This is a genomic window from Streptomyces sp. NPDC034037 (assembly GCF_055575715.1).
Map to the genome: position 1 here is coordinate 997,235 of NZ_JBVISC010000003.1, position 23,703 is coordinate 1,020,937.

Annotated in this window: 22 protein-coding genes, 1 rRNA gene and 1 riboswitch; of the genes, 5 read left to right on the forward strand and 18 right to left on the reverse strand. The window is 69.2% G+C overall.

All coding sequences use genetic code 11. From position 1 onward, the window contains the following. Positions 1 to 16: 16 nt before the first annotated feature. The 4 genes from ACZ516_RS15040 to ACZ516_RS15055 form a co-directional block, all read right to left on the reverse strand. Positions 17 to 1,228 (reverse strand): salicylate synthase, encoded by a 1,212-nt coding sequence (locus ACZ516_RS15040; RefSeq protein WP_358580583.1) that lies wholly within the window; start codon positions 1,226 to 1,228, stop codon positions 17 to 19. 56 nt (positions 1,229 to 1,284) lie between these two features. Beyond that, entirely contained in the window at positions 1,285 to 2,100 is an 816-nt protein-coding gene (locus ACZ516_RS15045) for a class I SAM-dependent methyltransferase (RefSeq protein ID WP_358580581.1), read from the reverse strand. A 191-nt stretch (positions 2,101 to 2,291) separates the two neighbouring features. Then, positions 2,292 to 2,693, reverse strand: coding sequence for a hypothetical protein (locus ACZ516_RS15050; protein ID WP_358580579.1), 402 nt, complete (start codon positions 2,691 to 2,693; stop codon positions 2,292 to 2,294). A gap of 493 nt (positions 2,694 to 3,186) precedes the next feature. Continuing rightward, the gene (locus ACZ516_RS15055) at positions 3,187 to 3,651 is read right to left on the reverse strand and encodes a GNAT family N-acetyltransferase (RefSeq protein WP_469010426.1); all 465 of its coding nucleotides are present in this window, start codon (positions 3,649 to 3,651) and stop codon (positions 3,187 to 3,189) included. A gap of 242 nt (positions 3,652 to 3,893) precedes the next feature. Between ACZ516_RS15055 and ACZ516_RS15060 the strand changes: the two genes are divergently transcribed. Together ACZ516_RS15060 and ACZ516_RS15065 are read left to right on the forward strand one after the other, a co-directional pair. Then, on the forward strand, positions 3,894 to 4,283 hold the full coding sequence (locus ACZ516_RS15060; protein ID WP_469010427.1) for a VOC family protein: 390 nt from the start codon (positions 3,894 to 3,896) through the stop codon (positions 4,281 to 4,283). A 205-nt stretch (positions 4,284 to 4,488) separates the two neighbouring features. Next, positions 4,489 to 5,337, forward strand: a complete 849-nt coding sequence (locus tag ACZ516_RS15065; RefSeq protein WP_469010429.1) for a PhzF family phenazine biosynthesis protein — start codon at positions 4,489 to 4,491, stop codon at positions 5,335 to 5,337. Between the two features lie 103 nt (positions 5,338 to 5,440). Here the strand turns inward: ACZ516_RS15065 and ACZ516_RS15070 are convergent, their stop codons facing one another. Continuing rightward, positions 5,441 to 6,244 (reverse strand): CPBP family intramembrane glutamic endopeptidase, encoded by an 804-nt coding sequence (locus tag ACZ516_RS15070; protein ID WP_469010431.1) that lies wholly within the window; start codon positions 6,242 to 6,244, stop codon positions 5,441 to 5,443. Between the two features lie 217 nt (positions 6,245 to 6,461). Then, positions 6,462 to 7,982 (reverse strand): glutamate-cysteine ligase family protein, encoded by a 1,521-nt coding sequence (locus ACZ516_RS15075; RefSeq protein WP_358696180.1) that lies wholly within the window; start codon positions 7,980 to 7,982, stop codon positions 6,462 to 6,464. Positions 7,983 to 8,465: 483 nt separating this feature from the next. Between ACZ516_RS15075 and ACZ516_RS15080 the strand changes: the two genes are divergently transcribed. Together ACZ516_RS15080 and ACZ516_RS15085 are read left to right on the forward strand one after the other, a co-directional pair. Then, positions 8,466 to 9,059 (forward strand): hypothetical protein, encoded by a 594-nt coding sequence (locus tag ACZ516_RS15080; RefSeq protein WP_361087270.1) that lies wholly within the window; start codon positions 8,466 to 8,468, stop codon positions 9,057 to 9,059. 316 nt (positions 9,060 to 9,375) lie between these two features. Continuing rightward, positions 9,376 to 9,582 carry a DUF5999 family protein gene (locus tag ACZ516_RS15085; protein ID WP_358580562.1) on the forward strand — a complete coding sequence of 69 codons (207 nt, stop codon included), beginning with the start codon at positions 9,376 to 9,378 and terminating at the stop codon, positions 9,580 to 9,582. Positions 9,583 to 9,683: 101 nt separating this feature from the next. Here the strand turns inward: ACZ516_RS15085 and gcvP are convergent, their stop codons facing one another. Next, the gene (gcvP, locus tag ACZ516_RS15090) at positions 9,684 to 12,572 is read right to left on the reverse strand and encodes an aminomethyl-transferring glycine dehydrogenase (RefSeq protein ID WP_469010433.1); all 2,889 of its coding nucleotides are present in this window, start codon (positions 12,570 to 12,572) and stop codon (positions 9,684 to 9,686) included. A 195-nt stretch (positions 12,573 to 12,767) separates the two neighbouring features. Continuing rightward, positions 12,768 to 12,867: riboswitch (glycine riboswitch) on the reverse strand. A gap of 143 nt (positions 12,868 to 13,010) precedes the next feature. Here gcvP and ACZ516_RS15095 point away from each other — a divergent pair. Beyond that, complete coding sequence (locus ACZ516_RS15095) at positions 13,011 to 13,388, forward strand: PRC-barrel domain-containing protein (protein WP_358696176.1); 378 nt, start codon at positions 13,011 to 13,013, stop codon at positions 13,386 to 13,388. Positions 13,389 to 13,399: 11 nt separating this feature from the next. On the opposite strand, the gene ACZ516_RS15100 is transcribed toward ACZ516_RS15095, so the two are convergent. From ACZ516_RS15100 to rrf, 11 genes are all read right to left on the reverse strand, one after another. Beyond that, complete coding sequence (locus ACZ516_RS15100) at positions 13,400 to 14,848, reverse strand: DNA polymerase IV (protein WP_469010435.1); 1,449 nt, start codon at positions 14,846 to 14,848, stop codon at positions 13,400 to 13,402. Between the two features lie 45 nt (positions 14,849 to 14,893). Beyond that, positions 14,894 to 15,505 (reverse strand): MerR family transcriptional regulator, encoded by a 612-nt coding sequence (locus tag ACZ516_RS15105; RefSeq protein WP_358580552.1) that lies wholly within the window; start codon positions 15,503 to 15,505, stop codon positions 14,894 to 14,896. 169 nt (positions 15,506 to 15,674) lie between these two features. Then, entirely contained in the window at positions 15,675 to 16,148 is a 474-nt protein-coding gene (locus ACZ516_RS15110; protein WP_030794342.1) for a bifunctional nuclease family protein, read from the reverse strand. 96 nt (positions 16,149 to 16,244) lie between these two features. Further along, a complete protein-coding gene (gene ftsR / locus ACZ516_RS15115) occupies positions 16,245 to 16,988 on the reverse strand; it encodes a transcriptional regulator FtsR (protein ID WP_469010437.1) in 744 nt (247 codons plus the stop codon). A 46-nt stretch (positions 16,989 to 17,034) separates the two neighbouring features. Continuing rightward, a complete protein-coding gene (locus ACZ516_RS15120) occupies positions 17,035 to 18,024 on the reverse strand; it encodes an FHA domain-containing protein (RefSeq protein ID WP_361087285.1) in 990 nt (329 codons plus the stop codon). 61 nt (positions 18,025 to 18,085) lie between these two features. Continuing rightward, complete coding sequence (locus ACZ516_RS15125) at positions 18,086 to 18,913, reverse strand: DUF881 domain-containing protein (RefSeq protein ID WP_358696197.1); 828 nt, start codon at positions 18,911 to 18,913, stop codon at positions 18,086 to 18,088. 5 nt (positions 18,914 to 18,918) lie between these two features. Continuing rightward, a complete protein-coding gene (locus ACZ516_RS15130) occupies positions 18,919 to 19,251 on the reverse strand; it encodes a small basic family protein (RefSeq protein WP_030794354.1) in 333 nt (110 codons plus the stop codon). Further along, the gene (locus ACZ516_RS15135; protein WP_358580545.1) at positions 19,248 to 20,147 is read right to left on the reverse strand and encodes a DUF881 domain-containing protein; all 900 of its coding nucleotides are present in this window, start codon (positions 20,145 to 20,147) and stop codon (positions 19,248 to 19,250) included. The genes ACZ516_RS15130 and ACZ516_RS15135 overlap by 4 nt, the downstream gene beginning before the upstream one ends. A gap of 88 nt (positions 20,148 to 20,235) precedes the next feature. Further along, positions 20,236 to 22,731: a mannose-1-phosphate guanyltransferase gene (locus tag ACZ516_RS15140; RefSeq protein WP_358696172.1), complete on the reverse strand. Its 2,496-nt coding sequence runs from the start codon at positions 22,729 to 22,731 to the stop codon at positions 20,236 to 20,238. A 112-nt stretch (positions 22,732 to 22,843) separates the two neighbouring features. Continuing rightward, positions 22,844 to 23,452 carry a CDP-alcohol phosphatidyltransferase family protein gene (locus tag ACZ516_RS15145; protein ID WP_358580540.1) on the reverse strand — a complete coding sequence of 203 codons (609 nt, stop codon included), beginning with the start codon at positions 23,450 to 23,452 and terminating at the stop codon, positions 22,844 to 22,846. 157 nt (positions 23,453 to 23,609) lie between these two features. Then, positions 23,610 to 23,703: ribosomal RNA gene (gene rrf / locus ACZ516_RS15150) — 5S ribosomal RNA — on the reverse strand; the annotation flags it as partial.

Sequence of the window (23,703 nt, forward strand, 5' to 3'; positions counted from 1 at the left end):
AGCCGGGGACGGGCCCCTACGGGGCAGCCCTTAGGTGGTGACCGACGCTGCGCAGCTTTTCACAGGTTTCCTCATGCTCACGTTCTGGCTGGGACTGTGACACCACGCCTGCTCCGGCTTGCAGCCAGCAGCGTCCATCAAGTCGGAAGACACTGCGCAGCACGAGGGCCGCGTCAAGGGTGCCATCGGCGTCACAGGTCAATACCGCGCCCGCGTACAGACCTCGCGGCTTTTCTTCCAGGCTCCGGATGAGGGGGAACGCGGACGCCTTGGGGATTCCCGTTGCGGTGACCGACGGGAAGAGAGCCGTGAACGCGTCCCAGGGGCCAAAACCGGCTCGTAGGTGGCCGGTGACGGTGGAAGCCAGGTGCTGGACAGTGCCGCGGTCGAGCACGGACATGTATTCGCTTATAGCCGTGCCATCGCATACCTCGCCAAGTTCCCGCATGGTGTGCCTTACGGAGATGGCATGCTCGTAGATCTCTTTGGGGTCGCCGGAGAGTTCTTTGCGCAGGCGCGTGTCTTCGGCAGTCGTTCCTGTGCGGGCGCGGGTGCCGGCCAGAGGCCGCGTGGTCACGTGGCCGTCGGGGGTGACTTCAGCCACCGTCTCTGGGCTGAAACCGGCTGCCTGGGTGCCGCCGAGGTCGAGCAGGAACGAGCGTGACGGGGTGTTGGCGCGTCGTCCCGCCACATAGCTGGCAACCAGGTCCACGGTCAGGGGAACAGGTACTTGCCGCGAAAGGATCACCTTTTCCAGCGGGCTGTCTCCACGCAGCTCCACCAGGGCCGCAGCGACCGCCGCACGGTAGTTGCCGGTGTCCTCAAGGGAGAGAGGGATCCGCTCGGCCGGTTCCACCGTCGCCCTGGTCCCTCCCGACCGCACTCGATCGACGAGCAGCCTCAGTCGTTCCGGGGAGAGGGATCGCAGCAGGATTTCCGTTCCGTCAGTGCGCACTTCTTCGGCAGGGACAATCAGGTGCAACAAGGTGTCGTCCGGGTCTGGCTTCGCCCCGGCCAGCACCGCCCCCAGCTCGAACGCCGCCCATCCGTAAGCCCGCCAGTCCGTCACCGGTGTTCGAGCGAGCCACGCCTCCACACTGTCCAGGTCCCGCAGTTCCTGGCCCTTGAGTTGCAATGACGTCAGAATTCCGCCGGCCAGGGACCAATCGGAACCGTTCTCGTACAACACATACGGTTGGAACAGACCGCTGCGGACCATTCTGGCCATCAGGAGCAGCGGCTCCTCCTCCAGTGGCAGAGATGCTTCGAGGTAATGATTTCCAGTCATCGCGGCTTGCCCTTGACTCTCTTGTACCGACGGCGGCCTCGTACGCTGATCAGTGGATATGAGTTGACGATGAACCCTGGGTTCTGCAAGAGCGTTCGGAACGCTTGGAGTTCCTCGGGTGACACACCGGCTGCGGCCAGTTGGCCAGCGACTTGGTCGGTGTTGTGGCGGTGCAGGGCAATCCCCGTGCTCCCGCCCCGCCATGCCTCGGCGAACGTGGTAGCCGTGAGATCCGCCAATCCGGCGGCCGCCATTGCTCCCAGCACCCGGCGTCCCCACAGCGGGTCGGCGCCCGCCCTCTCCAACAGGCCCATCAGCACCGTGTGGACTCGGCCGAACAGTTCCGCCGCTGCTTCGTCCTCGCATGCCAGGACCGGAGTCCAGCTGCAATCGAATTCCTCCAGTACCAGCCAACCTCCCGGCCGGAGGGACGCAGCGAGCCTCGGGAGCACCTCGAGCCGCTCCGGGAGGTGCAGAAGGACGAGCCGGGCGTGGATGAGGTCGTAGTCCTCGCCGGGTAACGGGTCTCGGGCGATGTCGTGCCTGAGCAGGCGTACGTGCTCGGGGCGTGCACGGGAAACAGCCCAGCGCGGTTCGAGTTCGGTGACCGTCACCTCGCCCCTCGACCCCACCCGCTCCCCCAGCCAGGCACCCAGCGAGCCACTGCCACCCCCGACTTCGAGACATCTCCATCCCGACGTGAGCCCGGTCAGCTCCAACTCGCGGCGTGAGGCGGCGTCGTAACACGATTCCAAGGCGGAGAAGCGGTCCGCGGCTTGGGCTGCGGCGCTGTCGAACAGGTAGGAGGGCATCCGCGGCCTCCATTCTCAGGACGTATCGGACCAGGCAGGACAACGGCCCATTTGCGCATGCCGCGCATATGAGCCTTCCCGTAACCCATAGAGAGGCCATGAGGCCATCTGAGTTACGGGTCGGCCCACACGTGTCCGCCAGCCGGCTGGACCGGTCTTCACCGCGCTTTAATCGGCGCTAGGGCGGGACGTCAGTGCATGGCCCAGTAGGCCTGCGCCACCTTGCCGTTCTCGGCGACGTCGAATGTGGCCGCAGCCACCACGCCGTTCAGGTGGCCGAACGTGGATGAGCTGCTCTGGATGGTCAACGAGCAGGTCCACGACACCTGTTTGCCCTTGGTGCGGCCCACTCCCGTCCCGTGCCAGACAGCGATGTCGCCGTTGTGAGCGGTGATGACACCGTCGGCACTGCCGGCGAGGAGGCCGTCGGGCTGGATGATCGAGACGTAGGTGATCACGTCGTTGATGGGGGTTCCGTCCAGTGTGCCGGCACCCGCGTAGGAGAGCTCCGTGCGCGCTTTGCCCTCATCGGCTGCTAAGACCCGGGTGGCGACGATTTCCCCATGGATTTCTGCGAGATGCTTGAGTTTCATTACCCTTCCTCTTCAGTCGGTCGTTGTCGCTTGCAGTCCTTGTTCCATCATGGACGCCTTAAGCCTGATGTCAATACCGCTATCCCTGAAGGCTGATTTTCCAAATGGACCAAGGCTCGTTCCGTCAGGCGCAGAAGATAGGGAGACGTGTCGACTACCCGGATAACTGACCCGCAAGCAGCTTGATAACCAGGACGTCCAAAACAAACGGAGGGTCGATGACATCTCGCAAGACACCCGCCCCTCGCTGCCCCCTGGTTACTTCCGGGCGCAATTAATAACGACTTCCGGGCCAATCTTGCGCATTCCAGTCACAGGCGGCACAGGAATGAGCCATGCGTACATTGCGCCAGCTCATAATGAGATCCAAGACGTCATTCCACGTGGCGAGGAGCCCCTTCAGCCAATTAGGGGCGCCAGCGAGCCCCTTCGATGCGACGACCGATCTGCTGCCGGTCGGCCAGGGCGTTCCCCTCCTGGCCGGTCCCACCCATCAGGACGGCGGCCCCCCGCTGACCACCTGACAACTGCGCACCATGAACACGTCGACCGAATCCTCCCTCTCGGCGGTGAACCCGTGCCGTTCGTACAGCCGTCGGGCCGGACTGCCCTGCAACACGTTCAATCGGACGGGCAGACCGCTGCGGTCGCAGCGCTCCAGCAGCTCGCGCAGCACGCCCGAGCCGATGCCGTGGCCCTGAAGATGCGGGGCGAGATAGAAGTGCTCCAGCCAGTGGACGCCCTCAGCCGGGCGCAGTGCCACGCAGCCGGAGAACACACCACCCACCTCGATCACCCAGGTGTGGGCCGCGTCGAATCCGTCTCGCAACCGCTGCCGCACCCGCCGCGCGTCATACCGCCCGAGCCGTTCCAGATCCACCCGCAGCACCACCGCACGCAACTCAGCCACTGCCTCCACGTCCGACATCGACGCCGGCCGCGTTTCCCAGTCCCACATGATCGCCAAGGTAGCGCGCCGGGCTTTCCAGCCTCCGCCCCACGGCCCCGTCGGCCCGCTCCGCCGTCACGCGCACGCGTCGCCCGCCTCCGGGTGGAGCACTCCGCACATGTCCGACGTGCCGCTGATGACTTCAGGCCGAATGATCGCGGACGGATCGGACGCCGCCGCCTTCCGGCTGGTGCGCACGGTGCCCAACCGGTTCCCGCGCCACGGAACTCCTCTCTTGAGAAGATCGAGGCATGACGGACTCACCCCCGCAGATCCACGCCCTCATCGTCGACGCCGCCGACCCCGAGCGGCTCGCCGCCTTCTGGTCCGAGCTGCTCGGCAGGCCGATCGTGAGCCGCATCGGCCCCTACGTGTGGCTGCGGCGCCAGCACGGCCTCGGCCTCGGCTTCCAGCAGGGCGAGCAGCCCAAGCCGGGCAAGAACCGCCTGCACTTCGACCTCACCTCCGCCGATCCGGCCGCCGAGCAACAGCGGATCGAGGCGCTCGGCGGGCACCGCCTGGAGGAGTACGACGACGGCGGGTTCCTGGTGATGGCCGACCCCGAGGGCAACGAGTTCTGCGTCATCCCCGACGGCCCCCTCGACATGGATGACGAGGGACGCGTGCACTACCTCTCCTGACGGATGGGCGGTCCCCCTCGCCCCGCAATACGCCGGTCAGCCGCAGCAGCAACCACGGCCGGAGCCGCAGCCGCAACTGGCCCGTCAACGCAGTCCGGCCTCTCCACCCCACCGATCCGAACGACCAAACCAGTCCAACAATCCAGTCCACCCACCCCCAATTGGCCTTACCCCTCCTCCCCGACGGCCCTCTACCGTCAATTCCATGCCGACTTCCCAGCAGCTCCGCATCGTCGACGCCTTCACCGACCGCCCCTTCGCCGGCAACCCGGCCGGGGTCCTGCTCCTGGACGCCTTCCCCGACGACACCTGGCTGCAGCACGTGGCCAGGGAGGTCAACCACGCCGAGACCGCCTTCGCCCACCGCCTCCCCGAGGGCGGTGAAGCGGACTGGGCGCTGCGCTGGTTCACGCCGACCACCGAGGTCGACCTCTGCGGCCATGCCACTTTGGCCACCGCCCACGTCCTGCACACCACCGGTGCCACCGGCACAACCGGGACCACCAGTGACACGCCGGGCCCCGTCCGCTTCGCGACACGCAGCGGCGTCCTCACGGCGACGGCCCACGACGACGGCTCCCACACCCTCGACTTCCCGACCGCCCCGCTCACCGCGTCCGCCATCCCGGACGGCGTCGCCGAAGCCCTGGGCGCCGAGCCGCTCGCCGCGTTCGACACCGGCCCGTACATCGGCGACCTGCTGGTGGAGCTCGCCGACGAGAAGACGGTCCGGGCGCTCACCCCGGACCACAAGGCCCTCGTACGCCACTCCGAACGCGGCATCATCGCCACGGCCCGCGCCGAGGACCCGTCCCGTGGCTACGATTTCGTCTCGCGCTGCTTCTTCCCGCGCGTCGGCATCGACGAGGACCCGGTGACGGGCAGCGCGCACACGGCGCTCGCCCCCTTCTGGTCCGAGCGCCTCGGCCGCGCCGAGCTGACGGGCCTCCAGGCCTCGCCCCGCACCGGCCTGGTCCGCACCGAGCTGCGCGGGGACCGCACCCTCCTGACGGGCAGCGCGGTCACGGTCATCGAGGGCCGGCTCTTCGCCTGACGGCACCGGCCACCGGTGGCCCCGGCGTCCGGCGACCCCGGCATCTCCGCACGGCCCTCACGGGGACGTACGACGAAATCGCGTGTCCCCGTAGGGCCGCCCCTCACGAAGGCGTCGGCAGCCACCCCACCTTCCCCGCGAGCAACGCGTAACCGACGAACGCCCCGATGTCCAGCAGCGAATGGGCGACGACGAGCGGCCCGACCCGCCCCCACCGGCGGTAGAGCAGGGCGAAGACCACGCCCATGACCACGTTCCCGAGGAACCCGCCGACGCCCTGATACAGGTGGTACGAACCGCGCAACACCGAACTGCCGATCAGCGCGGCCATGGGCGTCCACCCCAACTGCCCGAGCCTGCGCAGCAGATAGCCGACCACGATGACTTCCTCCAGGACCGCGTTCTGCACGGCGGAGAGCACGAGGACCGGGTACTTCCACCACACGTCCGGCAGCGCCTCCGGCACCACCGTGAGGTTGAAGCCGAGCCCGCGCGCCGCGAGGTAGAAGGCGATCCCCGTGCTGCCGATCACCGCCGCGATCGCCGTGCCCCGCCCCAGGTCCGGCCAGGGCCGCGCCCGGTCGAACCCGATCGTGCGGAAGCCCGCGCCCTCCCTCAGCAGGAGGTGGGCGACCAGCGCGACCGGCACCAACGCGCTGGCAATCCCGAACAACTGCCACGAGAGGTCGAGCCACGGCCGCCCCGGAGCCGCCGACGCGTTCAACGTGGCCGCCTGGTCCTTCAGACCACCCGGCCTGGTGACCGACCCGACAAAGCTGATCAGGGCCGACACACCACTCGCCCCGAGCGACAGGGCCAGGACGAGCAGCGTCTCGTCCCGCAGGGTCCGCCGCGTCGGCCCGGCCGCTGAAAGAGAACCGGCCATCGGTCCCGGCTCCACGTGCACTTACGCCTCCAGTTGAGTGATCCCGCCTCGTGCCCATCCTCGCCCACCAGGGTCTCGGAAGGGCGCGCCAGGACCGCGCGACAGAAGGACATCACTACCAGTCACGGGAGGCACGCCGGCAACAGCCCCATCAGCGCCGACGTTCAGGCATACGGCATCGTCCCGCCAGGAACCACCGAAGGAGTACACGTCGCTGCGGCGGGCCCGGACCGCCCCCTCAGCCCGCCCGCCCCGCCGATCCGAGGAGCCCCACGGGCCACGTATGCACCGGCTCCCCCTCATGCATCAGCCGGCAGTAGCGCCGCGTGGTCTCGGCCAGGGCGGCCTCCCTGGTGAGTCCGCCCTCCAGGGCGCGGTGGTACGTCGCCGCCTGCCACGACGCGCCGTTGACCCGTCGCCGGCACCGCTCCTCGATCACCCCGAGGTACAGATCCCGGTCAGCCGGCTCCACCCCCCACGCGTCGAGCCCGGCGGCCGCGAGCGGCAGCAGTTCGTCGCGTACGAGATCGACGGCAGGCACCTCGACGGTCCCGCCGAGCCGGCCGCGCCGGGGCCACCGCAGCCGGGCGTCGATGCCGTGGCGGCACGCCACGTCGAAGTTCCGGGCGGCGGCCTCGAAGGGCAGCCGGGTCCACACGGGCCGCGCCTCCTCGGCGAGCGCCCGCACCAGCCCGTAGTAGAACGCGACGTTGGCGATGACGTCGGTGACGGTCGGCCCGGCGGGCAGCACGCGGTTCTCGACGCGCAGATGCGGGACGCCGTCGGCGATGCCGTACACCGGCCGGTTCCAGCGGTAGACGGTGCCGTTGTGCAGGACGAGTTCGCCGAGCTGCGGCACTCCGCCCGCGTCGAGGACGCCCAGCGGGTCCTCCACGTCCATCAGGGGCAGCAGTGCGGGGAAGTAACGGAGGTTCTCCTCGAAGAGTTCCAGCGGCCCGCTGATCCAGCGCTCCCCGAACCAGGTCCGGGGCCTGACCCCTTGGGCCTGCAACTCGGGCGGGCGTGTGTCGGTGGACTGCAGGAACAGCGGGGGCCGCGACTCGCGCCACAGCTCACGGCCGAACAGGAACGGCGCGTTGGCGCCCACCGCCACCTGCGCCGCGGCGATGGCCTGCGCCGCGTTCCACACATCGGCGAACCGGCCCGGGGTGACCTGGAGATGCAGTTGCACGGACGTGCAGGCCGCCTCCGGCGCGATCGAGGCCGAGGTGCAGGTCAGCCGCTCCACGCCCTCGATGTCCAGGGCGAAACTCTCCCCGCGCGCCGCCACTATCTGCTCGTTCAGCAGGGCGTAACGGTCCACGTCGGAGAGGTTCGCGGAGACCATGTCGGCTCGGTTCACCGTCGGCAGTATGCCGATCATGACGATGCCGGCGCCCAGCTCGTTCGCTTTCCTGTGGGCGTAGTTGAGACCCGTGCGCACTTCTTCGGCGAGCCGGTCGAGAACGCGCCCGCCGAGCCGGTGCGGGGCGATGTTCACTTCCAGATTGAACATTCCGAGTTCCGTCTGGAAATCCCGGCTCGCGATACGCTCGAGAACCTGCGCATTCAACATTCTCGGCAGCCCGTCGGGCCCCGCGAGATTCAGCTCGATCTCCATGCCCATCAGATTCCTGGGCCGGTCGAAGCGCTCCTCCTCCAACAATCGCTCCAGCCCCGCCAGGCACGCCCGGAGCTTGACGCGGTACTGGTGGCGATCGGACAGGTCGAACGCGCCCGCCACGACCTTCTCCCCCATCGAAGCGTCCCTCCTCGCATGGGCAGCCAAGGGTCCGGCCGCTGTGTACGGGGGATGATGCCCAGGCAATGTGATCGATAACGCCCCCTTCCGGCCGTTGAACCAGTACGCTCGACACGTGGGCGCGAGGCACATTCACGCGGCATGCGGCAAAGCGCAGGTTCCGTTCCGGAGAGTGTGGTCAAAAAGACCGATGGGAATCGGCCGACCGCTTCCCCGGCGAAATACGAGGTCACACAAGTAGGGCCCCGATGAAATCGGGATGAACTCCTCGTGAGGGCGACCGGATATCTCCTTGCCCGCAATATCGAGTACGTCTAGCTGAAACATGGTTCGAACACGTCTCGTATAAACTCCGCAATCTAGGCAGAGAGTTGGCGCTCGAGGTCCCCCGGCCCCCGCCCCTCTGACCCAGAGCTGACAGCGCCGTCACGCACCTGCCCCCGCCCCGCTGTGCCTGTCGAACGAGAGAGGCGACCCACCATGCCGCTGCATGTCCTCCCGGCCCCCGCGCCAGCCCTGCGCAGCGTTCTCGCGGCACTCGGTTCCCCCACCGCCGTACGCGAAGCCCGCACCCCGGCACTGCGTGCCGCCCAGGGAACCGTGGCCCCCGAACTCCCGCTGCCCCTGCATGTGTTGGGCCGCACCACCACCGATGGCACCTCTCCCACCCGCCTCACCGGCTGGCGCTTCATGATCCGCGGCGGGGAGCGCGCCCTCGCCGCGGCGGACACCATGCTCACCCCCGACGGCTGGGCCTTCTCGCACTTCTTCGAGGGCCCCTACATCGCCTCCACGGAACGGGCCCTGCGGCACGCCGAGGCCATGCCGACGCCCTGCCAACCCCGGCTGCTGTCCGTGCCGGAGCTCTACATGCTCACCCTCTGGCTGCACCGCGACTGCACGGACGAGGGCACCGACGCCCCGCTCGACGCCGCCGATCTGCTCGTGCCCCTCGCCCCCGCCCCGCCCGGCATCGCCGCCCATCGCCCGCATCGCGTCGCCGAGTTGCTGCCCGTCCTGACCCACCGGCTGACCCCGTCGACCCCGTCCCCCTTGCTGGGCTCGCCCGCCTGACACCCGCGCCCCCCCGCGCCCGCTCGTGCCCCGCCGCCCCCCCTCGGCCGCGGGGCACGACACTGCCCCACCCAGGTGGACTAGCCCGGACGGGCCATGGGTGAACCACCCGAAGAGAGACCTGAGTTGGGCTGAACCGTCCGGGCGGGTGATACGTCATCAATCAGTAAGAACCGCTGCAGCAAAATCCCTGCGGATTGACGCCCGGAGGGCAACACTGGGATCGGACCGACTACAACGGGGGGCGGTCATGCATACCGCATCGAGCCACAGGACCGACGTCACAGCCATCTCACCGCAGCGAAAGAACCCTTCCATGTGCCAGCACCAACCACCGTGCCCGACAGCCGACTCCGCCGACCGGGAAGCCGCGCTCCTCATGGCGAGCCACCCGGAACAGGGCTGGAGCCTGCTGTGCAACGGCGTCCTGCTCTTCGAGGACACCGGTGAGCTGCTGCCGGACGGCCAGATCATCGCCCCGCACCGACCGCTGGGCACCGACCGGATCATGACGGCCGCCTGACACCGCGCACGGCACGTACAGCACACCGAAAGACCGAGGGGCCGGCCCGGAGAGACTCTCCGCACCGGCCCCGACGCATGCCCGTGACCCGGGCCCCGTCATCAGTCCTCGTAAGCATCCAGCGGCGGGCAGGAGCAGACGAGGTTCCGGTCGCCGTACGCCTGGTCGATCCGGCGGACCGGCGGCCAGTACTTGTCGGACGCGACGACACCGGCCGGGAAGACGGCCTCCGCACGGCTGTAACCGTGCTCCCAGTCACCGCCGAGCGCGGCCGCGGTGTGCGGCGCGTTCCGCAGCGGGTTGTCGTCGGCGGCCCACTCACCGGAACCCACCTTCTCGATCTCCCGGCGAATGGCGATCATCGCGTCGCAGAACCGGTCGATCTCGGCGAGGTCCTCGCTCTCCGTCGGCTCGATCATCAGCGTCCCCGCGACCGGGAACGACATGGTCGGCGCGTGGAAGCCGTAGTCGATGAGCCGCTTGGCGATGTCGTCGACGCTGACGCCCGTCGCCTTGCTGATCGGCCGCAGGTCGATGATGCATTCGTGCGCGACGAGCCCGGCGGGGCCCGTGTAGAGCACCGGGTAGTGCGGCTCCAGGCGCTTGGCGATGTAGTTCGCGGAGAGCACCGCGACCTGGGTGGCGCGCTTGAGCCCCTCGCCGCCCATGAGACGCACGTACGACCAGGAGATCGGCAGGATTCCGGCGGAGCCCCACGGCGCGGCGGAGATCGGGCCGACACCGGTCTTCGGGCCCGCGGCGGGCTGCAGGGGGTGGTTCGGCAGGTACGGCGCGAGGTGCTCGCGCACACCGACCGGGCCGACCCCGGGACCGCCGCCGCCGTGCGGGATGCAGAAGGTCTTGTGCAGGTTCAGGTGCGAGACGTCGCCGCCGAAGTGCCCCGGCTTGGCGAGACCCACCAGCGCGTTGAGGTTCGCGCCGTCGACGTACACCTGACCGCCGGCCTCGTGCACCTCCGCGCAGATGTCGGCGACGTGCTCCTCGAACACACCGTGCGTCGAGGGGTACGTGATCATGAGCACGGCCAGCTCGTCGCGGTGCTTGTCGATCTTCGCACGCAGGTCGTCGGCGTCGATCTCACCGTCGTCGGCGGTCTTCACGACGACGACCTTCATGCCGGCCATCACGGCGCTCGCCGCGTTCGTGCCGTGCGCGGAGGACGGGATGAGGCAGACGGTGCGCTGGTCGTCGCCGTTGGCCCGGTGGTAGCCGCGCACGGCCAGCAGGCCCGCCAGCTCGCCCTGCGACCCGGCGTTGGGCTGGAGCGAGACCTTGTCGTACCCGGTCACCTCGGCGAGGCGCTCCTCCAGCTCACGGATGAGCGTGAGGTAGCCCTGCGCCTGCTGGGCGGGCGCGAAGGGGTGCAGCTGCCCGAACTCGGGCCAGGTGACCGGCTCCATCTCGGTGGTCGCGTTGAGCTTCATGGTGCAGGAGCCCAGCGGGATCATGCCGCGGTCGAGCGCGTAGTCGCGGTCGGCCAGCTTGCGCAGGTAGCGCAGCATCGAGGTCTCGGAGCGGTACTGGTGGAAGACCGGGTGCGCGAGGTACTCGTCGGTGCGGAGCAGGCCTTGGGGGAGCGTGTCCGAGACGGTGGCGTCCAGCGCGTCGACGTCGGCCTCGACGCCGAAGGCGCTCCAGACCGCGGCCAGTTGCTGGCGGGTGGTGGTCTCGTCGCAGGCGAGCGAGACGTGGTCGGCGTCGACGCGGTGGATGTTGACGCCACTCTCACGGGCGGCGGTGACGAAGTGCTCGGCCTGGCCGGGCGCGCGCAGGGTCAGCGTGTCGAAGTACGCGCCGTGGACGACCTCGACCCCGCCCTCCTTGAGGCCGGCGGCGAGCAGCGTCGCGTAGCGGTGGGTGCGCCGCGCGATGGACTTCAGCCCGTCCGGGCCGTGGTAGACCGCGTACATTCCGGCCATGACCGCGAGCAGCACCTGAGCGGTACAGATGTTGCTGGTGGCCTTCTCGCGGCGGATGTGCTGCTCACGGGTCTGCAGCGCCAGCCGGTACGCCTTGTTGCCGTCGGCGTCGACGGAGACGCCGACGAGCCGCCCGGGCAGGCTGCGGGCGAACTTCTCGCGCACCGCCATGTAACCGGCGTGCGGGCCGCCGAATCCCATCGGCACACCGAAGCGCTGCGTCGTGCCGACCGCGATGTCCGCGCCCAGCTCACCGGGCGAGGTGAGCAGTGTCAGGGCGAGCAGGTCGGCGGCGACGGTGACGACGGCACCCAGCTCGTGCGCCTCGTCGATCAGCGGCTTGATGTCGCGTACGACACCGGAGGCGCCCGGGTACTGCACCAGTACGCCGACGACACCGCGCTCGGCGACCTCGGCCGGGATGCCGGTGCTCAGATCCGTGACGACGATCTCGACGCCGGTGGGCTCGGCACGCGTCTGGATGACGGCGATGGTCTGCGGCAGGGTGTCGGCGTCGACGAGGAAGACGCCGTCCTTGACCTTGCCCATGCGCCGGGACAGGGCCATGGCCTCGGCGGCGGCCGTGCCCTCGTCGAGCAGCGAGGCCCCGGAGGTGGGCAGGCCGGTCAGCTCGGCGACCATGGTCTGGAAGTTCAGCAGCGCCTCAAGCCGGCCCTGGGAGATCTCCGGCTGGTACGGCGTGTACGCGGTGTACCAGGCGGGGTTCTCCATCACGTTCCGCAGGATCACCGGCGGCGTGAAGGTGCCGTAGTACCCGAGCCCGATCATCGAGTCGAGCACCTGGTTGCGGTCCGCGAGGGAGCGCAGCTCGGCGAGGACCTCGGCCTCGGTACGGGCCCCGGGCAGCTTCAGCGCCTCGGCGTTCTTGATCACATCCGGCACCGCGGCGGCCGTCAGCTCGTCGAGCGAGCCGTACCCGACCTGGGCGAGCATCTTCGCCCGCGCTTCCGCATCGGGCCCTATGTGCCGCTGCTCGAAGGGGATGCCCTGTTCGAGTTCGGAGAGGGGGATGCGATTGGTGGCAGTCATTGCGGAGGCCTCCTGGTCTGCGCGACCTACGAGGGGTACCACGGCGCGGGTACCCGGACGGCCTCCCCCTCTGTCATCTCAACCTGAGAGCTTCACCGGGGCGCGCCCGTGAAGGCACCGTCCCGGCTTTCACCGTCGGTGAGGAAGGGTGTGGGACGTGCCCGCCCGTACGCCCGCCCTGCTTTCCAGAGTGACCTCGTCCGTGCGGTACAGGTGCCTGAGAGATTCCGGGGAGGATTTGCTCCTTCGGCGCCTCCGGCGATCGTGACCCGGAGAGCTCTCCCGCACGGGGTCAGCAGCCATTCGTCAGCCTACCAGCGAGGGTCACAGGCATTCCCTCGAGTGGCCGCCCGCCCCGAAGTGCTCTTTCGTAGTGAGTACGAGCGGACAAAGACGAGTTATGCCCATATCCCAGACCCCGCGACAGCTGGAGGGCCCGTGCAGACCGACATCGATCCGCGGAATCTGATCGGCCGCAAGGCGTTCGACCGCAACGGGGCCAAGATCGGCACGATCGACGAGATCTATCTCGACGACGCCACCGGCGAACCGGAGTGGGCGGCCATACGCACGGGCCTCTTCAGCCGCGACGCCTTCGTCCCCCTGGAGCCGAGCGAACTGGTCGACGACGGCACCCTGCGCATCCCCTTCGACCGCGACCTGATCAAGGACGCCCCGGACTTCGGCGTGGGCCGCCATCTCTCCCCCGCCCAGGAGCTCCAGCTCTACCACCACTACGGCCTGGACACCACGCTCCCCCACCCGCCACCCCCCGACCACGACTTCGGGCACATCGCGGGCTCCGACCCCACCTGAGGCACCGGGCCTCACCCCGCCTCCGCCGCTTCCACCTCCTCCCCGCAGGATCCCGCTCCGACCAGCGGCAAAGGCTCCGCGGGGCGCAATTTCGGATCATCCGTCCGGAACGTCCGCACCCGCCCCGGCGCCGATCCGGGTGTCTCGAAACGTACGGTCACCCGGCCGAGCCCGCTGCCCTGGACCCACCCGTAGCCGTACTCGGTGTGCCGCACGTCGTGCCCGGCCGCCCACCGCCGCTCGGCGGGCACCGGCGACTCCTGCGCGTCCGCACTGTCAGCCGGGCCCAGCGGAGCCCTCGGCACGGCCTCCCCCGCCGCCCCCGTCGGCGGAGCACCCTCCGGACCCTCCACCGCCGAGACCTCCGCCTCCGCGGCCTGCGCCTGGGCCTGCGCCTGGGCGAAGAGGTCCTCCTGCGTGTAGTCCGCGAGCCCCGTGACCCCTACCCCGAGCAACCGCACCCCGCCCGTGGTGTCCACGGACTCCAGCAGCCGCGCCGCGGCCTCCCGCACCACTGCGGGGTCGTCGGTGGGACCCCGCAGCGTCTCGGACCGGGTCAGCGTCGAGAAGTCGAAGCGCCGCACCTTCAGCACGATGGTCCGCCCCGAGTGCCCCGCCGCCCGCAGCCTCTGCACGCACCGGTCGGCCAGCCGCGCCACTTCTCCCCTGACCCGCACTCTGTCGTGGATGTCCACGTCGTACGTGTCCTCGACACTGACCGACTTGGTGTCCCGCTCGGCGACCACGGGCCGCTCGTCGCGCGCCAGGGCCATGGCGTACAGCGAGACGCCGTGCGACTTGCCGAGCAGCCGCACCAGCTCGTCCTCTCCCGCCTCCGCGATCTCCTCGACCGTGGTGATCCCGGCCCGCCGCAGGTGGTCCCCGGTGGCAGGCCCCACGCCGGGCAGCGTCCGCACCGACATCGGCCCCAGCAGCGCCCGCTCCGTGCCCGGGGCTATCAGCACCAGGCCGTCCGGCTTGGCCTGCTCGGAGGCGATCTTCGCCAGCATCTTGGACGCGGCGAGGCCCACCGAGCCGGTCAGGCCGGTCACCGCTCTGATGTCCGCCCGCAGCCGCTCGCCCACCGCCCTGGCCGAGCGCTCGTCATCGGCGACGCCACCCGCCTCCAGGTCCACGAAGGCCTCGTCCAGGCTGAGCGGCTCCACCAGCGGCGACAGCTCGCGCAGCAGCCCCATCACCTGCTCGCTGATCTCCCGGTACAGCCCGAAGCGCGGCACGAGGTAGGCGGCGTTCGGCGCCAGCCGGCGCGCCTGCCCCATCGGCATCGCCGAGTGCACACCGAACCGCCGCGCCTCGTAGGAAGCGGTGGCCACCACACCGCGCGGCCCGAGCCCGCCGACCACGACGGCCTTCCCGCGCAGACTCGGCTTCGCGGCCTGCTCGGCGGACGCGTAGAAGGCATCCATGTCCAGATGCAGAATCGTCGGCGCGCTTCTCACATCTCCGATGCTGCCCTACGCCACTGACAATCCCCCGCCGCGGGCTCAGACCGCCCGGTTGCGCCGTCGGGCCAGCTCGTCGGCGGGGTTGTGCCCGACGAGCGTCTCCCCCGTGTCGATCCGCTCGCCGTGCAGCTGGGACAGCGCGGCCTCGACGTCGCGCCACACGACGCCCACGGCGATCCCGAAGATGCCCTGCCCGCCCTGGAGCAGCTCGTGGACCTCGCCGGGCGACGTGCACTCGTACACCGTCGCCCCATCGCTCATCAGCGTCATCCGCTCCAGATCACGGAAGCCACGCTCCCGCAGATGCTGCACCGTCGTACGGATGTTCTGCAGCGATACCCCGGTGTCGAGGAACCGCTTGACCACCTTCAGGACGACGACGTCCCGGAAGCTGTAGAGCCGTTGGGTACCGGACCCACCGGCGGCACGCACGCTGGGCTCGACCAGGCCCGTCCGGGCCCAGTAGTCGAGCTGGCGGTAAGTGATGCCCGCGGCCGCGCACGCGGTCGGACCGCGATACCCGATCTGCTCGGAATTCTCGAACGTCGCGTCCCCGCTCCCCTGGACCGCCATCGGTTTCGGAGAGTGATCGGCCGCGCTGTGAAACGGGTACGGACCGTCCACCGCCGTACCGTCGCCGCTGCTTCTCACGCCGACCTCCGTCCTTGACCTGCCTTCTCGACGGTAGGCAGTCACCAGGGGCTCGTCAACGATCGCCACACTCGCCACGCCGAGTGATAATCACCCTGAGAGTGGTTTCGCGTGCCCCGCCGCGGGGAAAGGCTAGCCGAATGGGCCGAAGCGAGCCGCTGAGAGCGGCTCACTGGCTGTTGGTGCCGAAGTCCTCGGGCGAGATCTGGTCGAGGAACTCGCGGAACTTCTCCACCTCGTCCTCCTGTTCGTCCGGGATCGCGATGCCGGCGTCGTCCAGGACGCCGTCGCTCCCGTAGATGGGCGTGCCGGTGCGCAGTGCGAGCGCTATGGCATCGGACGGCCGCGCGCTGACCTCCACGCCGCTGGCGAAGACCAGCTCGGCGTAGAAGACCCCTTCGCGCAGGTCGGTGATGCGCACTTCGGAGAGCTCCTGGCCCACCGCCTCCAGCACGTCCTTGAACAGGTCGTGCGTCAGCGGTCGTGCGGGTGCCATGCCCTGCTGCGCGAAGGCGATGGCGGTTGCCTCACCTGGTCCGATCCAGATGGGGAGGTACCGGTCGCCTCCCACTTCACGCAGGAGCACGATCGGCTGGTTGGAGGGCATTTCGACCCGGACACCTACGACGTCGAGCTCGTTCACACAGCAACCCTAGGACGTGGCCGGCAGGTTTGGGTAGTCGGGCAGCCGTCGAGTACCGGCCGGGGACGGTCCGCCCGCCGCGCGCGGGCCCGTATTTCAGGGCAGTCTGACGCCGAGAGCGCTCTGCACAAGAGCCGAATGCAGCTTTCCCGTGAGGCTCGCCAGCTCTTTGGTACGGGCCTCCGCGTGGGCCCTGGTCTGGGGATTGCGGTGCCGCCGCAGCGGCGCGACGACCTGGTCGACGAGCCCGGCCTCCCGGTCCGCGGCGGCCTTCATGGCCCGCAGATGGCGTGGCTCGATGCCGAACCTGCCCAGTTCCACGACGAGCGAGGCGATCGTGACGGCCTCCGCGTCGTACCCGCCGTCCGGCAGGCGGACGACCAAGCCGTACGTTTCCCACTCGTCGAGCTGCCGCTCGTCCACCTCGGCGACGGCCAGCAGCTCCGCACGGCCCACACGGGCCGCTGTCGGCCTCTCGGCCTCGCCCGGGTCCCCGGCGCCTTCCGCGCCCCGCTGACGGCCCAGAGAGGGCAGCGGGGCCCTCTCACCGCGCTCCAGTGCTTCGAGGTGCTCGCGGATGACCTTCAGCGGCAGATAGTGGTCCCGCTGCATCCTCAGCACATGACCGAGCCGCTCGACGTCTTCCGGGCTGAACTTGCGATAGCCGGACGGCGTGCGCTGCGGCTCGATGAGGCCCTCGGACTCCAAGAAGCGGATCTTGGAGATCGTGACCTCGGGGAACTCGTCACGCAGCACGTTCAGCACGGTGCCGATGCTCATCAGCCGGCGGTCCGCGACGGTGGTGCCGGTGCCGGCACCACCACTCGGTGTGTGAAGCATGGACCTTCCATGGGGGGTGGCCCCCGGACGAGGCCCGGGGGGTGGGTCAGATGCCGACGCTCCGCTGGCTGGCGTAGAAGACCAGCCGGTACTTACCGATCTGCACCTCGTCGCCGTTCGACAGCGCCACGGAATCGATGCGCTCCCGGTTGACGTACGTGCCGTTGAGGCTGCCCACGTCGGCGACGGTGAAGGAACCGTCCTGAAGGCGACGGAACTCCACGTGGCGACGCGACACTGTCACGTCGTCGAGGAAGATGTCGCTCTGCGGGTGACGGCCCGCCGTGGTCAGTTCGCCGTCGAGCAGGAAACGACTGCCCGAGTTCGGCCCGCGGCGCACCACCAGGAGCGCCGAGCCGAGCGGCAGGGCGTCGACGGCGGCCTGCGCCTCCGGGGAGAGCGCCGGCGACGGCGTCTGCCCCGTCACCTCGGCGTCGTAGGCCTCGAGACCGGAGATGGAGATCGTCGACGTCGTCTCGGACGCACGCTCCGGAGCCGCACCGGCTCGCAGCGGCGCACCACAGTTGGAGCAGAACCGGCTCGCCTCGGCGTTGCGGTTGCCGCACCTCGTACACACCAGGGCCATGGACGGGTCCTCCTGCCGCGGCTGCCCCGCGGGGGCGTTCGATCCGTGCGGGCCGGAGGCGAACCCTCCACCCGAACTCGAGGTCGACGGTTCTCCGAAACCTATGCGGCCGGGACCGGCGGGGTCAACGGACGACGCGCCCTGTCCGCCCGGATTGTCACCCCCTGGACCAGCCACCTGGTCCCGGAACATGGGGCGCTCGGCCCCCTGTCCCTCCGCGTCCCCATGACGCGGGGCACGGTGCCGGGCAGTGGCGGGATTGCCGCTGTCCTCACGTGCGCTCTTGCCGAACAACTTCGCAAACAACTTCACGGGCGATTCCCCTTGACCGAAACAGACCCGCCCGTGGGGCAGGACGAACCCTGATTGCACACACCGACATCCATCGGTGAACCAGACATCCTCACAACGTCCGTATCCACCAAACAGTTTCCACCACGCACCACACATCTGGTGCGCCGACCCCCCGCAACCTCATGCCCTTGACCCGCGGCCCTCATGCTCCCGCCGCTCACGGGGAGGACGACCGAGCGTAGTCAGGCCGCTTCGCGGGTCGCAAGGCACTCACAACGATCTTCTCCGAGCGTGTCACGGTGACCGTGGCCTGCTCCTTCTCCAGAGTCTGCACCACGCCGCCCGGGATGTTCAGCGCAGGTTCCAGATCCTGGGGCTTGCCGATCACCTTGAAGAGGTACGGCTTGCCGACCTTGCGGCCGTCCACACGCACGCCGCCGCGGCCGGCGTCCGACAGATGCGTGCTGGCCACCACGCGCACGTCATTGATCTGGATCGCCTCGGCGCCCGCGGCGCGCAGCTCCTGAATGGCGTCGAGAAGCATGTCCGCCTCGATCGCCCCCTTCTTGTCCTCGACGGCAAGCGTGATGCCGGGCCCCTGGGCCGCCACCGTGCCCGCCAGAATGCCGAGTTGCCTCTCCCGCTCGGCTGTCTGCTTGCGGGCCTCTTCCGCCTGGTCCGAGCTGTTCTCCAGCCCGGTCCGCTGCTCCTCGAGACGCCGCTTCTCCTCTTCCAGACGCTGAGTGCGGTCATCCAGTTCATCGAGGATGCGTACGAGATCTTCCTGCCGCGCCCCGCGCAGCGCGCTGCTGTCGTTGTTCGAACGCACCTGGATGGCCAGGCCGAGGCCCAGCACGAACAGGAGCAGGGCGACGATGAGTTGGGGGCGGGTCACCCGGGGCGGCCACAGGCCCTTCGCCAGCCGCTGACGGCCGGTGGGCGGCTGCTCCCGCCGGACCGGCTCGGCGGCGGGCCCGGGTTCCGCCGGGACCTCGGGGGGCAGTTCCTTGCGGCGGTCGTACGAGGGTGTCTCGTCGGCACTCATCGGCGTCACGCCCTGAAGATGTGCCGGCGGATGGCGGCGGCGTTGGAGAAGATCCGGATGCCGAGGACGACGACGACACCCGTGGACAGCTGCGCGCCGACGCCCAACTTGTCGCCCAGGAACACGATCAGCGCCGCCACCACCACGTTGGACAGGAACGACACCACGAAGACCTTGTCGTCGAAGATGCCGTCGAGCATCGCGCGCAACCCGCCGAAGACGGCGTCCAGAGCCGCGACCACGGCGATCGGAAGGTACGGCTCGACCACCGCCGGAACCTCGGGCCGAACCAGCAATCCGGCCACGACTCCCACGACGAGGCCCAGTACGGCGATCACGATGTGCCCTTTCCTGCCTTCGGCTGTGCTGTACGTACGGTCACACTCGGCGCTGCCGGGAGCCGGAGCTCGTCCGACACCGAAATACTGGTCCGGATGCCGAAGTTCTCCTGCAGAGCATGCAGGTACTGACCGTCGCGGCTGTTCTGGAACCGGGTGCTCAAGCGTTGCCCGGGACCCACCGCGAGCACCGTATACGGCGGCACCAGCGGCCTGTTGTCGACCAGTATCGCGTCCCCCGCGGCCCGGACGGCCGACAGGGCGGTGAGCCGCTGGTCATTGATCGAGATCGCTTCGGCGCCGGACTCCCACAGGCCGTTGACGACGCGCTGCATGTCGCGGTCGCGCACCCGCCCGGTGTCGGAGAACCCGGCGCTCTCCCGGGGGCCGCCACCGCCCTGGTCGGCCTGCTTCTTGTCGTTCACCACGAGTTTCACGCCGGGTCCGGTCACCTTCGTGGCACCGGAGAGGAGACCGACCAACTCGCCCTGGCTGCCGCCGTGCTTCTTCAGCGCGGCCCGCTGCCGCTCGCCCACGTCGTCGCGGAGTTCGTCCACGTCGTCCTCGAGCGTGTCGGCGCCCGCCGTCGCGTCCTCGACGCGGTCGATGAGTTCCTCGCGCTCCTTGGCGAGCACCGGAGCCGCTATACGCGCCTGCGCGGCGCCGACGGTGACGACCAGCGCGGCGAGCACCAGCCCCGCGGCGAGACCCAGTTTGGCCCGCAGGGGCCGAGGGACACCGCTGTTGCCCTGGGCTTCTCTTCTGGCCGCGGCCTCCGCGTACCCCTCGTCCAGGCTGTGGTCCATGACGGTGGTGAGCAGCGACATGGACGCGTCCGGACGCCTGGGGCGGAAGGGGGTGCTCCGAACGGGGGGCTGCTGCGGCATGCCGCACATCGTCGCACGTCGCGGGCGCTACCTCCGAATGGCCCCACCGGCGTGCCGGGCGGCACCTGTTGCGGTACCGCCCGGCAGGCCGACGCGGTCAGCGGCCGGCGCTGTCCACCACCGTGGCCCACTCGTCGAGCAGGGCCTGGGCGGAGGCGTCGTCGGGGCCCTCGGCCCACAGATGGGTGACGGCCTCGGCCGGGTCCGGCAGCACCAGCACCCAGCGCCCGTCGGCCTCCACGACCCGCACGCCGTCGGTGGTGTCCACGGACCGGTCGCCGGCCGCCTCCACCACACTGCGCATCACGAGCCCCTTGACGGCCCACGGCGTCGCCAGATCGCGCTTCAGCACATGGGCACGCGGGATGCGCGCGTCGATCTGGCTCAGGGTGAGCTGGGTGCGCGCCACGAGCCCGATGAGACGCACGAAGGCGGCCGTCCCGTCGAACACACCGCTGAACTCCGGCACGATGAACCCGCCGCGGCCGTCCCCGCCGAAGATCGTCGACTCACCGCGCCCGACGCGCGTGAGGTCGTCCGGCGACGTGGTCGTCCAGTCGACCTGGGTGCCGTGGTAGGCGGCGACCTGTTCCGCGATGCGGGTCGTGGTCACGGGCAGCGCGACCCGCCCGCTGCGCCGCTCGGCGGCCACCAGGTCGAGCATGACCAGCAGGGCCCGGTCGTCCTCGACGATCCGGCCCTTCTCGTCCACCAGGGACAGCCGCTCGCCGACCGGGTCGAAGCGCACACCGAAGGCGGCCCGCGCCGACGCGACGATCTCGCCGAGCCGCATGAGACCGGCTCGGCGCGTGTCGGCGCTCTCCGTGGGCCGCGACTCGTCGAGACCCGGGTTGATCGTCAGCGCGTCCACCCCGAGCTTGCCGAGAAGGCTGGGCAGCACGAGCCCGGCGCTTCCGTTGGAGGCGTCGACGACGACCTTCAGGCCCGACTCGGCGATCCCCGTGGTGTCGACGTTGCGCAGCAGCGACCCGGTGTACGAGTCGAAGACGCTGGACGGGAAGTGCAGGTCGCCGATCTCACCGGGGAAGGCCCGGCGGTACTCCTGACGTGCGTACACCCGGTCCAGCTTCCGCTGGCTCGCCTGGGAGAGGTCGGCGCCCTGCCCGTCGAAGAACATGATGTCGACGGAGTCCGGGACTCCGGTCGTGGTGCGGATCATGATGCCGCCGGCGCTGCCCCGGGCGGTCTGCTGCCGCGCCACGGGCAGCGGCACGTTCTCCAGGTCGCGTACGTCGATGGCGCTGGCCTGCAGCGCCGAGATCACGGCTCGCTTGAGCGCCCGGGCGCCACGTGAGTGGTCACGCGCGGTGGTGACGGTCGAGCCCTTCTTCAGGGTCGTCGCGTACGCACCCGCGAGGCGCACGGCCAGCTCGGGGGTGATCTCGACGTTCAGGATGCCGGACACCCCTCGGGCGCCGAACAGGTGTGCCTGGCCCCGGGACTCCCAGATGACGGAGGTGTTGACGAACGCGCCCGCCTCGATCGTCTTGAAGGGATACACCCGGACGTTGCCCTGGATGATCGATTCTTCACCGACGAGGCACTCGTCGCCGATGACCGCGCCGTCCTCGATGCGGGCGGCCCGCATGATGTCGGTGTTCTTTCCGATGACACAGCCGCGCAGATTGCTGTGCTGCCCGATGTAGACGTTGTCGTGGACGACGGCGCGGTGCAGGAAGGCGCCCTCCTTGACCACGACGTTGGAGCCGATCACGGTGTGCTCGCGGATCTCGGCGTTGGCCTCGACCTTGGCGTAGTCCCCGATGTACAGCGGCCCGCGCAGCACGGCGTCCGGGTGCACCTCGGCGCCCTCGGCGACCCAGACGCCGGGCGAGATCTCGAAGCCGTCCAGCTCGACGTCGACCTTGCCCTCCAGGACGTCGGCCTGCGCCTTGCCGTAGCTCTCGTGGGTGCCGACGTCTTCCCAGTAGCCCTCGGCGACGTAGCCGTAGATGGGCTTGCCTTCCTTCATGAGCTGCGGGAAGACGTCGCCGGACCAGTCGACCGGCACATCGGGGTCGACGTAGTCGAAGACCTCGGGCTCCATCACGTAGATGCCCGTGTTCACCGTGTCGGAGAAGACCTGGCCCCAGGTCGGCTTCTCGAGGAAGCGCTCGACCTTGCCCTCCTCGTCGACGATGGTGATGCCGAATTCCAGGGGGTTGGGTACGCGCGTCAGACAGACGGTGACGAGCGCGCCCTTTTCCTTGTGGAAGTTAATCAGGTCGGTGAGGTCGAAGTCGGTCAGCGCGTCACCGGAGATCACGAGGAACGCGTCGTCCTTCAGCGCTTCCTCGGCGTTCTTCACGCTGCCGGCTGTGCCGAGCGGCTTCTCCTCGTTGGCATAGGTGAGCTCCATCCCGAGCTCTTCGCCGTCGCCGAAGTAGTTCTTGACGAGCGAAGCCAAGAACTGCACTGTTACTACGGTCTCGGTCAGACCATGCCTCTTGAGCAGGCGCAGCACATGCTCCATGATCGGCCTGTTGGCCACGGGCAGGAGCGGCTTGGGCATGCTTGAGGTCATGGGGCGGAGGCGGGTGCCCTCGCCGCCGGCCATTACGACGGCCTTCATGTCGGAAAAGTCCTCCCTAAGACGACGACCTGGCCGACTCAGCCCACCGGGTAGGGCCCGCATTTGTCAGGTACGGGTCGGCGGCGCCACTACAGCCACCGAATCGGCAGGCTCAATCGGCCATGTTGTCCACCTTGACAAGTCGGCGGACCTGAACCACATACAGGATCCCTGCCCACCAATACAGCGTTGTACCCCATCCAGCGAACGCCCATCCGAAAATAGCAGCGAGAGTAGCGAGCCAGCCGCTTCCATCGCTCAGGAGCAGTAGTGGAAAGGCGTACATCAGGTTGAAGGTGGCGGCCTTGCCCAGGAAGTTCACCTGCGGCGGCGGATAGCCGTGACGGCGCAGGATCCAGACCATCACCAGCAGGACCAGCTCGCGCAGCAGGAGCACCGCGGTGATCCACAGGGGGAGGATCTCGCGCCATGTGAGGCCGGCGAGCGTCGAGAGGATGTAGAGCCGGTCCGCCGCGGGATCCAGCAGCCTGCCCAGCTTGCTGATCTGGTTCCAGCGGCGTGCGAGCTTCCCGTCGAGGTAGTCGCTGACGCCGCTGAGCGCCAGCACCAGCAGGGCCCACCCGTCGCTGTTGGGCCCCCCGAACTCCGGCCTGAGGATCAACCACAGGAAGAGGGGCACGCCGGCGAGGCGCGCCATGCTGAGGATGTTCGGGATGGTGAGGACGCGGTCCGTCTGGACGCGCGTCTCCTGGACCTCCACCCGGGGGCCTCCTGGGGGAAAAGAGCCAATGATGCTCCCTGACCTTACCCTCAGCGGCGGTACGAGGGCGCGGAGGGGTGGCGGTACCACCGTGGCCGAAAAACAAAAAAGCCGTGGTTCCTGGAATTAAATCCAGGAACCACGGCTATTAAAAGGAGTTCGGCGGCGTCCTACTCTCCCACAGGGTCCCCCCTGCAGTACCATCGGCGCTGTGAGGCTTAGCTTCCGGGTTCGGAATGTAACCGGGCGTT